9 protein-coding genes are annotated in these 13,166 nt (G+C 72.9%); 6 read left to right on the top strand and 3 right to left on the bottom strand.

The window, feature by feature from the left end:
• Positions 1-14 precede the first annotated feature (14 nt).
• The 3 genes from ABEA24_RS08465 to ABEA24_RS08455 are packed head-to-tail and all read left to right on the top strand — an operon-like array spanning position 15 to position 2,440.
• Positions 15-1,133 (top strand): alkene reductase, encoded by a 1,119-nt coding sequence (locus tag ABEA24_RS08465; RefSeq protein WP_345430113.1) that lies wholly within the window; start codon positions 15-17, stop codon positions 1,131-1,133.
• A gap of 54 nt (positions 1,134-1,187) precedes the next feature.
• The gene (locus ABEA24_RS08460) at positions 1,188-1,505 is read left to right on the top strand and encodes an ArsR/SmtB family transcription factor (protein ID WP_345430112.1); all 318 of its coding nucleotides are present in this window, start codon (positions 1,188-1,190) and stop codon (positions 1,503-1,505) included.
• On the top strand, positions 1,502-2,440 hold the full coding sequence (locus ABEA24_RS08455) for an SRPBCC family protein (RefSeq protein ID WP_345430111.1): 939 nt from the start codon (positions 1,502-1,504) through the stop codon (positions 2,438-2,440). Before ABEA24_RS08460 ends, ABEA24_RS08455 begins: the two co-directional genes overlap by 4 nt.
• Here the strand turns inward: ABEA24_RS08455 and ABEA24_RS08450 are convergent.
• A complete protein-coding gene (locus tag ABEA24_RS08450; RefSeq protein WP_345430110.1) occupies positions 2,413-3,060 on the bottom strand; it encodes a spermine/spermidine synthase domain-containing protein in 648 nt (215 codons plus the stop codon). The genes ABEA24_RS08455 and ABEA24_RS08450 overlap by 28 nt on opposite strands.
• A 116-nt stretch (positions 3,061-3,176) precedes the next feature.
• Here ABEA24_RS08450 and ABEA24_RS08445 point away from each other — a divergent pair, with 116 nt between their 5' ends.
• Positions 3,177-3,413, top strand: coding sequence for a CsbD family protein (locus tag ABEA24_RS08445; protein ID WP_345430109.1), 237 nt, complete (start codon positions 3,177-3,179; stop codon positions 3,411-3,413).
• Positions 3,414-3,482: 69 nt separating this feature from the next.
• On the opposite strand, the gene ABEA24_RS08440 is transcribed toward ABEA24_RS08445, so the two are convergent.
• Positions 3,483-6,800, bottom strand: a complete 3,318-nt coding sequence (locus ABEA24_RS08440) for a right-handed parallel beta-helix repeat-containing protein (RefSeq protein WP_345430108.1) — start codon at positions 6,798-6,800, stop codon at positions 3,483-3,485.
• 158 nt (positions 6,801-6,958) lie between these two features.
• Here ABEA24_RS08440 and ABEA24_RS08435 point away from each other — a divergent pair, with 158 nt between their 5' ends.
• On the top strand, positions 6,959-8,182 hold the full coding sequence (locus ABEA24_RS08435) for a S8 family serine peptidase (RefSeq protein WP_345430107.1): 1,224 nt from the start codon (positions 6,959-6,961) through the stop codon (positions 8,180-8,182).
• A 319-nt stretch (positions 8,183-8,501) separates the two neighbouring features.
• Positions 8,502-9,113, top strand: a complete 612-nt coding sequence (locus ABEA24_RS08430) for a sigma-70 family RNA polymerase sigma factor (RefSeq protein ID WP_345430106.1) — start codon at positions 8,502-8,504, stop codon at positions 9,111-9,113.
• An 82-nt stretch (positions 9,114-9,195) separates the two neighbouring features.
• Here ABEA24_RS08430 and eccCa read toward each other — a convergent pair whose 3' ends face one another.
• Complete coding sequence (gene eccCa / locus ABEA24_RS08425) at positions 9,196-13,134, bottom strand: type VII secretion protein EccCa (RefSeq protein WP_425551167.1); 3,939 nt, start codon at positions 13,132-13,134, stop codon at positions 9,196-9,198.
• Positions 13,135-13,166 lie beyond the last annotated feature (32 nt).

Genomic DNA, 13,166 nt, shown 5'->3' with positions numbered 1-13,166 from the left:
AGAGGCGAACGCCCATGTCCTTGTACGAACCGTACGATCTCGGCTCGCTGAGGCTGGCGAACCGGATCGTCATGTCCTCGATGACCCGCAACCGAGCGCGCTGGCCGGAGGCCACGGCGACCGAGCCGACCGCGGAGTACTTCGCGCAGCGCGCCACCGCTGGGCTGATGGTCACCGGCTCCACCGCGGTCTCCCCGCAGGGCCGCGGCTACCTGTGGACCGAAGGGCTCCACACCGACGAGCAGGCCGCGGCGTGGCGGACGGTGACCGACGCCGTCCACGGGCGTGGCGGGCACATCGCCGTCCAGCTCATCCACACCGGCCGGGTCTCCCACGCCTCTCTGCAGCCCGGTGGCACGCCGCCTCCCGGGGCCAGTGAGGTCCCCGCGCGCGCCGAGGTGCTCGCCTGGACCACGGACGGCACCCCGGGGCTGGTCCCGGCCGGAGCCCCCCGGGCCATGACCACGGAGGAGGTGCGGTCGGTGGCGGCCGACTTCGGCGCGGCGGCCGAGCGGGCGGTCGCGGCCGGCTTCGACGCCGTGGAGATCCAGGCGGCCAACGGGTTCCTGTTCGACCAGTTCTTCGACCCGAACGTCAACGACCGCACCGACGCGTACGGAGGGTCGGCGGCGAACCGGATCCGCCTCCTGCTGGAGGTGACGGAGGCGGCCGCCGAAGCGGGACTGCCGGTCGGCGTGAAGGTCACCCCGAACGGCGTCGTCAACGGCGCCGCGCCGTTCGACGACTGGCGGCCGCTCTACCTTCGCGTCGCGGCGGAGCTGGCCCGTCTCGGGGCGGCGTACCTCAACGTCACCGCGCAGGCGAGCTTCCGTGAACGCAACGGGCTCGGTCCCGCCTTCGGCGGCGACTTCCTCGCCGACGTCCGCGAGGCCTACCACGGCACGCTGATCCTCGGCGGCGGGTACGACGGCCCGTCGGCGGAGAAGGCCGTCGCGGACGGCACGGCGGACATGGTCGCTTTCGCCCGTTCCTATGTGGCCAACCCGGACCTGGTGGACCGGCTGCGCACCGGTCATCCGCTCGCGGAGGCGGATCTGACCAAGCTGTACGGCGGCGGCGCCGAGGGGTACACCGACTATCCGACCATGGCCGAGGAGGCGGCGGCCCACTGAGCGATCTCGCTGTATTCCTTGACGGCAATATGCAGCTATGGTTATGTTCCCAGCGTGACCACTACCTTCGACGTACTGGCGGAACCGGCCCGCCGCCGCATCCTCGATCTGCTGCTCGAGCGCCCCCGCCTGGTCGGCGAGCTGACCGAGCAGCTCGGCCTGACCCAGCCCGGCACTTCGAAGCACCTTCGGGTCCTGCGGGAGGCGGGCCTGGTCCGGGCGCGCCCCGAGGCGCAGCGGCGGTGGTACGAGCTCCGTCCTGAGCCGCTCGCCGAGATCGACGCCTGGCTGGCGCCCTACCGGAGGCTGTGGACGGACTCGCTCGACGCCCTGGAGCGTCACCTGGACACGATGGAGGACGACGAGGAATGAACCCGACTCTGGACACCGCCGACGGCCGCAACGTCCTGCGGATCGAGCGCCGGTTCGCGCACCCGATGGAGAAGGTCTGGCGAGCCCTGACCGACCCCGTCCACCTCGCCCACTGGTTCCCCTCGCCGGTGGAGGAGATCGACCTCCGGCCCGGCGGGAAGATCCGGTTCGGCGGGACGCATCCGGAGCTCCCGATCGGCACGGGTGAGATCACGGAGTTCGATCCGCCACGCGTGCTCGCGTTCACCTGGTACGACGATCCGCTGCGCTGGGAGCTGCGCCCCGACGGGCCGGGCTGCGTCTTCGTTCTCACCCACACCTTCGCCGACCGGCCCATGGCCGGCAGCTTCGCCGCCGGCTGGGAGAGCTGCCTGTCGGCGCTCGAGTCGGCCCTGGCCGGGAACCCGACGGAGCTGAAGCCGGCGCCCGACGGCTACGCCGGGCGGCACGACGCGTACGCGGAGGCGTTCGGCCTGGACGAAGGCGAACTGAGCGAGGACGCCGACGGCTGGACCATCCGGTTCGAACGGAACATCCCGCATCCGATCGAGAAGGTCTGGCCGGCGCTCGGGGGGTCCACGGCGCCAGAGGCCGGCGGCTTCCCGCCTCCCGGGGCGGTCGTCGACGCGGTGCCCGCCGGCGAGGTGACGGCGGTCGCCGCTCCGGAGCTCCTGGAGTACGCCTGGCCGTCCGGCGGCGAGCCCCTCGGGCGGGTGCGCTGGGAGCTGACCGGGGGCCATCCGGCGGGCACCCGCGTGGTGCTCACCCAGACCGGCTCGGCAGGGGAGCGGGAGCGGTGCGCCGCGGCCCTGACCGCCTGGCACCTGCGGCTGGAGCTGCTGGCCGACCGGCTGCGGGACGCCGAGCGTCCCGATCGCGGCGAGCGGGCCGCGGACCTGGAGCGGCGTTACGCGGCGCGCGTCGAGGCCAGGTAGACGACGTCGGGTTCGCCGCGGGCCACCTCGACCGGGCAGGCGCCGACCTCGGCGAACCTCTGCCGCAGCCGGTCCTCGAACGCCGGGACGGCGGCGGCGCTCCACACCGCGAGGACGCCGCCGGGCCGCGTCCGGCGGGCCAGCAGGTCCAGGCCCTCGTCCCCGTACAGAGCGGCGTTCGCCTCGCTGACCGTCCAGTCCGGCCCGTTGTCGATGTCCAGGCACAGCGCGTCGTACGCCTCGGGCGTCTCACGCAGCCAGGCGAGGAGGTCGGCGCACTCCACGCGGACACGCGGGTCGTCCAGCGCGCCTTCGGAGTAGGGGCGCAGCGGGCCGCCATGCCAGTCGATCACCGCGGGCTCGCACTCGACGACGGTCACGCGGCGCGTGTACGGGGAGCGCAGCGCCTCGGCGAGGGAGAAGCCGACGCCGAGCCCGCCGATGAGCACGTCGGCGGGCCGGGCCAGCCGGTCGAGCGCCGCCCGGACCAGGAGCCGCTCGGACGCGCCGGCCCGGGTGTCCATCAGGAACACGCCGTTGCTGATGATCTCGTAGTGCTCGCCGTCGCCGCGCAGCACCAGCTCCCCGTGCGGGCCCCTCCGCTGATCGAGAACCTCCACGGGCCGCCAGCCTACCTCTTTCAAGATCGTCACCGGGCGCGAGCACCCGTGAATGCGATGTCACCGAGGGTGATTTCCGGAGGTCCGGCGGCCGAATAGGTCGTCAATGAAAGGGAATGACCAGCCCGTACAGCTTCGTACGGAAGGGGGAGCCGATGGGTCTCCTGGACAAGCTGAAGAACAGCATGCAGAAGGCGAAGGGCCGCGGCAAGGAGGCGGCGGGCCGGTCCGCCGGCGACCCGTACCTCGAGGGTGAGGGGCGCAAGGACCGCATGGCGGGCGGCGCCAAGCAGGTCGGCGAGCAGGCCAAGGACGCCGCGAAGGAGGTCCGTCGCACCTTCGAAGACCGGTAAAGACAACCAAGGGAGGCCGCCGCAGACCGCTGACGGCGGTCTTCCCTACGCCACCTTCAGGCGGCGGGCTCAGCGTGCGCTGGGGGTGTTCGCCCGAGGCAGATCCCCGGGCAGCAGGAGGCGCAGGTCCGTCACGCCGGGCGACCGCATCGTGCCGAGCCGTCTCGCCTGATGCGTGATCATCGTCTCCAGCAACTGCCGGACGAGACGCGCGTTGCCGAAGGTCCGGTCTCGTGGCAGGGCATCGAGGTGCTCGCGTAGCACCGCGAGCGTCTCGGGAGCGCACTCGTAGCCCGCGGCGGCGGCCTGGTTGCGCATGATGGCGACGAGCTCGTCGGTGCTGTAGTCCTCGAACTCCACCTGCCGCGAGAACCGGGAGTCGAGCCCGGGGTTGGAGGCCAAGAACCGTCGCATCTCGTCGGTGTAGCCGGCGACGATGACGACGATCTCGTCGCGGTGGTCCTCCATCAGCTTCAGCAGGGTCTCGACCGCCTCCTGACCGAAGTCGTTGGACGCCCCCTCGGGGGTCAGGGTGTACGCCTCGTCGATGAACAGGACGCCGCCCAGCGCGCGCTGGAAGATCTCCTTGGTGAGCTGCGCCGTGTGGCCCACGTAGCGGCCCACGAGGTCGGCGCGCGCCACCTCCACGAGCTGACCGCGCGGCAGCACGCCCAGGCTGTGCAGCAGCTCCGCGTAGAGCCGGGCGACGGTGGTCTTGCCGGTGCCGGGCGACCCGGTGAAGACGAGATGCCGGCTGAGCCGGGGCACGGGCAGCCCGGCGGCCTCCCGCTGCCGGGCCGTCGCGAGGAGGTCGACGATGTCCTTCACCTCGCGTTTCACGCCGGCCAGGCCGATCATGTCCGACAGCCGGGCCAGCAGCGTCTCGCGCTCCTCGCCCACGGCGCCGTCCGTGGCCGCGGCGTCGCTGACGTCCTCCGGCAGCAACAGGCTGAGGTCGCTCTCCGCCGGGTCGATCATGGACGCGAGCCGGAACGCCTGCCGCTCGATCATCTCTTCGAAGACCAGGCGCGCCGTACGGCCGTTGCCGAAGGTGGCGTCCCGCGGCATCCGCTCGTAGTGCGCGGCGAGCGCCTGACGGGTGGTCGGGTCCAGTTCGTAGCGGTGGCTCTCGCATATCTTCTCGGTGATCGTGACGAGCTCGTCGACCGAGTAGTTGGTGAACTCGATGGTCCGGCTGAACCGCGAGGCCATGCCCGGGTTGGCGGACAGGAAGCCCTGCATCTCGGCGGTGTAACCCGCCGCCACCACGACGACCTCGTCGCGGTGGTCCTCCATCAGCTTCACGAGGGTGTCGATGGCCTCGCGGCCGAAGTCGTGTGAGCCGCCCTTGCCCTCGGTGACCAGGGTGTACGCCTCGTCGATGAACAAGACGCCGCCGATCGCCTCGTTGAACGCCTCCGTCGTCTTGATGGCCGTGGCGCCGACGTACTGGGCGACCAGGTCTGCGCGGGAGACCTCCACCAGGTGCCCGGAGGGCAGCAGACCGAGGGAGGCGAGGATCCCGCCGTACAACCGGGCGACCGTGGTCTTGCCGGTGCCGGGCGGGCCCGCGAAGATCAGATGGCGGCTCATCGGGGGTACCGGCATGCCGAGCCGGGCCCTGCGCTGCGAGAGCTGGTTCAGGTTGACGAGCGCGCGCACCTGGCGTTTCACGCCGTCGAGGCCGATGAGGGACTCCAGCTCCTCCAGCGGGCCGGCGGACGCGGGCGCGCGGGTGCCCTTGCCGTCCGGCGCGCCGGCGGCCTCCACGGCGACCTCGTCGCCCCAGGAGTCGGGGACGGCGTTCCCGGAGCCGTCCAGGTCGCGCACCGTCAGCCGACCGCCGGGGCGGGACTGCCGCAGCCCGGCACCGCGGTTGTCGCGCACGGCACAGCCGGTGACGGAGACGGCCTCCGCGGTGTCGACCCGGACGCCGTCGCCGGCGCTCCCGGTGATCTCGCAGGCGTCGAGCGTCGCCCGCGCGCCGGCCGTGAGGAGCACGCCGTGGGCGCCGGAGCCGCTGATCCGCGCCCGGGTGAGGTTCAGGTCGCCGCCCTCGCGTACGACCACGCCGGAGGCGTCGCTCCCGGAGATCGCGCAGTCCTGCATCGTGGCCATCCCGTCGGAGTCGACGGCGACCCCGGCGTCGCCGGGGGAGCGGAGTTCGCAGTCGCGGAAGGAGACGTTGGCCCCGCCGGCGATGCGCACGGCGGCGCCGCCGGCCCTCTCGACGACGCAGTGCTCCAGCCGCCCGCGCCCGTCCTCGGTGACCTCGACGCCGGTCCCGCCGGGCACGGTGACCGTCGCGTTGCGGACCAGCGGGTTGGCGCCGGTCCGGATGGCGATCGCGGTACCGGCGGCGTCCACGACCTCCAGCCGGTCGAACTCCGCGACGGAGTCCTCCGCCAGCAGCACGGACGCGGACGCGTCGGCGCACTCGCGCACCGTCGCGCCGATCAGCGTCGGCGAGCTGGTCCCCACGACGCTGATCGCGGGCGCGGCCGACCCGGCGAACTCGCACTCCTCGAAGGTGCCGCGCGAGCGTTCGGTGACGGACAGCCCGCTGTCCTTCGTACGGGCCGTCCGGCAGCGCCGCAGCAGCGGATCCGCGCCTCCGGCCAGCACGATGCCGGAACCGGCGGTGATGTCGGTGACCGAAACCTCCTCCAGCGTAGGACGCGACCCGCTGGTCACGTACACGCCGACCGCGCAGTCGCGCACGCTCGTCCGCACGATCCGGGTGGCGCTGTCGCCCTCGAGGGCGATGGCCGGCTTCGAGGTCGTGGAGATCTCGCAGTCCTCGATCGTGCCCTGGGCCTCGCCGTTGGCGAGCACGCCGTTGCCGCGGGCGTCCCGCAGCCGGCAGCCCCGGATCGTCGACCGGGACTTCTCACCGAGCACGACGGCGGAGGTGCCGAGGTTCTCGATGAGACAGTCCTCGACGACGCTGGCCGCATCCGCGGTGTCGACGATGCCCGCGCCCTCGGCGTTGGTGATCCGGCAGCCACGCATCGCGAGCGAACCGGACCCGCGGGCCAGCACGGCCGTCCAGCCGGAACCGGCCACGGTGCAGCCCTCCATCGCGACCTGCCCGCGCGCCGCGTCCACGACCGGCACGTCGTCGCCGCCACCGCGCAGCGTGAGGTCCGTGAGCATCACGGCGTCCGCCACGAGCATCACCGCGGTACCGCTCCGCGGACAGATCTCGACGCTGCCCCGGTCCCCGTCGGCCACGATCGTGACCCGGGTCCGGATGAACAGGCTCTCGGCGTACCGGCCGGGCCGGATACGGATCACCGACCCGGTACGTGCCGCCGCCAGCGCCTCCTCGATTGTCCGGAAAGCGCCTGGCTCTTCCGGGGAGACCGTGAGCAACTGCCGAGACACGCTTGAACCCTCCTCGGGTCGGTGGGGGTGCCGACGAGACATCCATCATGCCGTTCGCGCGGGCCGCTTGACACCCTTGCCCGCAAGGGCTCTGACCAGCGGGGACCCTTGTCCCGGACGACAAGAGAACGACAAGATCGGGTCTCTACGCTGAGCGCATGCGACGTGTCCCCCGGCGCCTGCGCGCCATGGCGTCGGTGGTCGCCGCCACGGCCTCGTTTCTCGTCTCCGGCCTCCCCGGAGCCGCAGCGGCCACGGCGTACGAACGGCCGCCCGGCGCCGCACCCGGCCCTGTGGGCCTGCCCGTCATACCGTCGGCGCTCGCGTCCGGCCGATCGTGCACTGGCTCGTCCTCCACCGCGGCCCGTGCGCAGCCGTGGACGGTGAGCACGCTCGGGATGTCCCGGGTCCGCGAGCTCAGCGACGGCGCCGGAATCACGGTCGGCGTCGTGGACACCGGCGTGGCCGCGAACGTTCCCGCCTTGGCCGGCCGGGTCACCGCGGTTGCGGACGCCGACCAGGACTGTGTCGGGCACGGCTCCTTCGTGGCCGGCCTGATCGCGGGGCGTGCCGAGGACGCGACCGGCGGCGGGATCGCGCCCCGGGCGCGGATCCTCGCGGTACGCGGCACCGGCAAGAACGGCGTCGCCGCACCCCGAGAGGTCGCGGCCGGCATCCGCACCGCCGTCGACCGCGGAGCCCGCGTCGTGTACGTCGGCGCGGCCCTGACCGAGGGCAGAGCGGAACTGACGGCCGCGGTCGGCTACGCCACCCGCAAGGACGCCGTCGTGGTCGCGCCCGCGGCGCCGGACGCCGTGCCCACCTCCGCCGGCGCGGCGGTCTCCGCGCCGGCCGCGCGGCCCTACTTCCCCGCCTTCATCCCGCAGGTGGTCGCGGTCGAGGACTACGGGCCGGACGGCTCACGTCCGCAGAACGCGCCGAACGTCTTCGCCACCGATCTGGCCGCGCCCGGCGACGCGGTCGTGAGCATCGGCCCCAAGGGCTCCGGGAACTACATCGGCTCCGGGTCCTCGCTGGCCGCGGCGTTCGTGGCCGGTACGGCCGCCCTCGTGCGCGCGTACCAGCCCCGGCTGACGGCGGCCGAGGTGGCGAACCGGCTCGTCGCGTCCGCCTACCCCGCGGAGAGGCCCGTCCTGGACCCGTACGCCGCCGTGGCGGCGGTGTCGTCCCCGGTGACGGCTCGGCCGACGCCCTCGGCCGCCATGCGGATGCCGGCCCGGACCGCGCACGGCGCCCGTACCCGAGCGTTGATCATCGCTTCGGTCGGGGGCGGGATCGTGGCCCTCATCGCGTGCGCGGCCGCGATCGTCCCGCTCGGCCGGGCCCGGGGCTGGCGGCCCGCCGGGGACCGGGCCGCCTAGGACGTGCCGGGCGCCGGTGGTCCCTCGAGAGAGCCACCGGCGCTTGTCCACCGCGGGGTGACGATCTCCGTACCGGCCGGTCCGTAGCGTTCTGCCCGGGCGGCCCGGCACCGAGCAGGACCGTGAAGAGGGACGACCTCGGTGAGGAAACACGGCAGGGCGTTGGCCGGCGTCCTGACTCCGCGGGTCACGGTCGGCAAGCCGGCGGCAAGGGCTCGCCAAGACCACGGCTTGATAGTTGAGCCTTCATTAAGGGCCAAGGTCAAGTAGCGCCGTGGCCGGCCCGGAACGACGAATCGTGAGAATGAGGTCGCATTCCATGACGCGCAGCCGAGTGCTGTACCGGCCGCCCGCGGCCGCCCGGAGCGTAGCCGTGCCGCGGCGGTATGACGCCCCGCGTGTTCCGGCCCCGCAGCACGATCCGGCGCGCGACGACGCCTTCTCCCGCGCACTCTACGAGCGGCACGGCACGGTGCTGCTCAACTTCGCCCTCCGGCTGTGCAACGGCGACCGGCACCGGGCCGAGGACATCGTTCAGGAGACCGCTGTACGGGCCTGGCAGCACCGCGAGATCCTCGACCCCACGACGGACCGGGTCCGCACCTGGCTGTTCACCGTCGCACACCGGCTCGTGGTCGACCACTACCGCGCCCGGCAGGCCCGGCCGAACGAGGTCGGCGACGGCGAGTCCGAAGAACGCGCCGTGCCGGATCCGGCCGAGCGCGTCGTCACGCTCCGTGCCGTGCTCGAGGTCATGAACGAGCTCACCGAGCAGCAGCGCGAGGTCCTCATCTACACCTACTACCTCGACCACAGCGTGGAGCAGACGGCCGCCGTCCTCGGCCTCGCTCCGGGGACGGTCAAGTCGCGCGCCCACTACGCCATGCGCTCGCTGCGCGCGTCCCTGCGAGACCGTGCCGTGATGGACTGAGCGGTGCCGCTCCGGTCCTCCCGGGGGTAGGCCGGCCCAGTGGGCCGGCTCCGGATCGAACGGCACCGCTCGTGCTCCTGCCTCAGTCGAGCATGGCCGTCTGGATCTGCACGGCCTTGCGCCGGGCGATCCGGATCGCCCGGCCGGGCGGCAGGATGCGGCCCTTGACGTTGCCGAAGAGGTATCCCTCGTCCGGCGGGCAGGACATCAGCAGGGACGGCGTGTTGACCTCCTGCAGGCGGCGCATCATCATCTCGCCCATGCCTCGGCCGGCGCCCGCGGCGGAGCGGGCGACGACCATGTGCAGCCCGACCTCCCACCCGAGGGCGAGGTGGTCGACGATCGGGTCGAACGGATGCTGCATGGGGCTGGCGCCGACCATGTCGTAGTCGTCGACCAGGATGAACAGCCGGGGCCCGCTCCACCAGTCGCACAGCTTCATCCGGGCCGGGGTGATGTCCGGCCCCGGCACGCGCGCCTTGATGGCCTGCCCCGCGCCGGTGACCAGCTCGCGCAGCGCGTCGATGGCGACCGCGTGCCCGAGGCGGTACTCCTCGGGCACCGCCTCGGCCAGCTCACGGCGGTAGTCGACCACCATGATGCGCGCCTCCGCGGGCGTGTACCGCTGGGTCACGGCCCGGGCGACCAGGCGCAGCAGGTTCGTCTTGCCGCTCTCGGTGTCGCCGACGACCACCAGGTGCGGGGTCTCCGCGAAGTCGTGCACCACGGGGGAGAGCCGCTCCTGCTCCAGGCCGATCGGCACCCGGAAGTCGCCCTCGGGCGCCGGCAGCTCCCGCACGCTGAGCCGGGCCGGCAGCATCCGCACCGGAGGCGCGGCCGGACCGGCCCAGCTCTCCCGCACCGCGGCGACCAGGCCCGCGATGCCGTCGGCGAGGTCGCCGGCGCTCTCCACCGAGTCGATGCGCGGCAGCGCCGTGAGGTAGTGCAGCTTGGTGTCGCGGGTGATGCCGCGTCCGGGGACGCGAGGCACGCTCGCCGCGCGGCGGGTGTCGACCTCCGAGTCCATCGGGTCGCCCATCCGCAGCTCCAGGTGGGTGGCGGCCTGGTCGCGCACGGCCGCCGTGAGCTCCACCCACCGCGCGGTGGTGACGATGAGGTGGATGCCGAAGCTGAGGCCGCGCGCCGCGATCGCGCTGAACGTCTGGATGTACCGGTCGAAGTCCTGGCGCACCGTCGACCAGCCGTCCACGACGAGGAAGACGTCCCCGTGCGGCTGGTCGGCGAACTCCCCGGCCGCCCGGCGGCGCCGGTAGGTCGCCATGGAGTCGATGCCGTTGAGGAGGAAGAACTGCTCGCGGTCGGCGAGCAGCGCGGTGACCTCCGCGATGGTGCGGCTGACGCGTTCCTCGTCCAGGCGGGTGGCGACCCCGGCGACGTGCGGCAGGCCGGCGATGCCGGCGAGCGTTCCGCCGCCGAAGTCGAGGCAGTAGAACTGCGCCTCGCGCGGGGTGTGCGTGAGCGCGAGGGCGGTGATCAACGTGCGGACGAGCGTGCTCTTGCCGCTCTGCGGGCCGCCGGCGATGGCGACGTGCCCGCCGGCCCCGGACAGGTCGACGACGAGCAGGTCGCGGATCTGCTCGAAGGGCCGGTCGACGATGCCGACCGGCACCGTGAGCCCGCCGCGCCGCTCCCAGTCGACGGTCGTCAGGCCGTACTCGTCGTCGGGTGCGAGTGGCGGGAGGATCTGGTCGAGGGCGGGCGGCAGGTCGAGCGGCGGCAGCCACACCTGGTGGGCCGGCGGCCCGGCGTCGCGCAGCCGGTCGACGGCAACCGACAGCAGGGTCTCGGCGGTCTCCTCGGGCTCCTCCGGCGTCTCCTGCACCGGGACGGGGTCGACCTGGACGACCCGGGAGGCGGACCAGGGGACCACCTGGCTGGCCACTCGCGCCTGGTCGGCCTTGCCGCGTCGCCGGTAGGGACCGGAGGAGTACGCGGCGCGGAACCGGGTGAGCGCCTCCACGCCCGTCTTGAGAAAACCGGCGCCGGGCTGCGGCGGCAGCTGATGGGCGTCGGGCACGCCCAGCACGCCGCGACTCTCCATGGCCGAGAACGTGCGCAGGCCGATGCGGTAGGACAGGTGGCTCTCGAGCTGGTGCATCCGGCCCTCGTCGAGCCGCTGGGAGGCCAGCAGCAGATGGACGCCCAGGCTCCGGCCCAGCCGGCCGATCATGACGAACAGCTCCATGAAGTCGCGGTGCGCGGCGAGCAGCTCACTGAACTCGTCGACCACGACGAAGAGGCTGGGCAGCGGCTCAAGCGCCGCCCCCGCCGCTCGGGCCTTCTCGTACTCCAGCGCGGAGACGTAGTTGCCCGCGGCGCGCAGCAGCTCCTGACGGCGCATGAGCTCACCGTGCAGCGCGTCCCGCATGCGCGCGACGAGGGACGCCTCGTCGGCCAGGTTGGTGATGACCGCGGAGACGTGCGGCAGCTCGTCCAGGCCGAGGAAGGTAGCGCCGCCCTTGAAATCCACCAGGACGAAGTTGAGCGTCTCGGAGGAGTTGGTCAGCGCCATCGCCAGCACGAGGGTGCGCAGCAGCTCGCTCTTGCCCGAGCCGGTGGCGCCGATCAGCATGCCGTGGGGGCCGGTGCCGCCCTGGGCGGACTCCTTGATGTCCAGCTCCACCGGCTTGCCGTCGGCGCCGACCGCGATCGGCACCCTCAGCCGCTCCGCGGCGGTGCGTTTGCTCCAGAGGGTCTGCGGGTCGTGCCGGTAGAGGTCGGTGACGCCCAGGAGGGTGCCCAGGTCCGTGGTGGCCGACAGCGGTTCGGTGCTCTCGGCCCCGACGCCGAGCCGGTACGGCGCGAGCCGCCGGGCGAACGCGGTCGCGGTCCGCACGCCCAGGGCGTCGGGACGGCCGAGCGGGGTCAGCTGCTCCTTGCGCTCCCGGTCGGTACGGACGAGCTGGAGCTCGCCGTCGTTCACGTCGAGGCGGAGGGTGGTGCGGCCGGGCCGCCACGTCAGCGCGCCGGACAGGTCGAGCACGACTACGTTGCGCATGCCGGGGCCGTCCAGCGCGTGCCCGGCGGGAACGGTGCCCCCGTCCACGACGAGCACCGTGAAGGGCTCCTCCCGGGCGGGCATGGCCTCCGGGTCGTACGCCGGCCGCTCCCAGAACTCCGCGCCGAGCATGCCCTCCAGCTCCGGGAAGTCCGAGGCGATCATGCGGACCTGGCCGGCGGCGTCGTTGTCGTGCGGGTTCAGGTTGTGCGGCAGCCACTTGACCCACTCCCACTCCGCCAGGCGGTCCGGGGCGACGCAGATCGCGATCCACAGATCGTCCGGAGAGTGGAAGAGGGAGAGCTGGGCGATCAGGGCGCGGACGGCTCCACGGATCTGCGTCTCGTCCCCCCGGAACAGCACGCGCGCCCAGGACTGCAGGTAGACGGCGGTGGGCTGGTCGGGCACCGTCGAGTAGGCCCGGACGAAGCCGCGCAGCGCGTGCGCGGTGAGCGGCTCCAGATCCTGGACCGGCTTCGTCGAGGTGGGCGCCAGCCGCAGACCCAGCTTCTGGTCGCCGACCGCCAGCCGTGCCTCGCCGAAGTCGGGGTCCGAGGGCCGGCGCTCCCACATCCGGGTCGTGCCGACCATGGACCACAGCGTCTGCGGCGCCGGATGCCGCCAGGCCAGGGCGCGCTGCTGGTCCCGTACGGCCGTGCGCACCTTGCGCCGGGTCTGGGAGAGGTAGCGCAGGTAGTCCCGGCGGGCGCCCTTGAGCTTCTCCTTGCGCTCACTGCTCTTGCGCATGCCCTGCCCGACCAGCATGCCCCCGGCGGCGAGGACCATCAGGCCGAGGGCGAGCGGCAGGAAGCCGTTCCCGGCCCCGCTTCCGCGCGTCATGTACATCATCACCATGGCCACAGACATCAGTGCCATCGGAAGGTACGTCCAGACGGCGGAGTTGTCGGGCACGGTCTCGGGCAGCGTCGGCGGCTCCTGAAGGGTGAGCTCCCCCTCGGGCATCTCGGGCGGACGCCGACGCATCGGCCTGCGGAACAGCACGAAACTCAACGAACGGCCTCCTGGCGTGTGCG

Origin of the sequence: Actinoallomurus vinaceus, from assembly GCF_039542055.1 — a bacterium.
In the GTDB taxonomy this organism is placed as follows: domain Bacteria; phylum Actinomycetota; class Actinomycetes; order Streptosporangiales; family Streptosporangiaceae; genus Actinoallomurus; species Actinoallomurus vinaceus.
The sequence above is the reverse complement of the archived record's forward strand: the minus strand, read 5'-3'. Positions and strand labels throughout refer to the sequence as shown.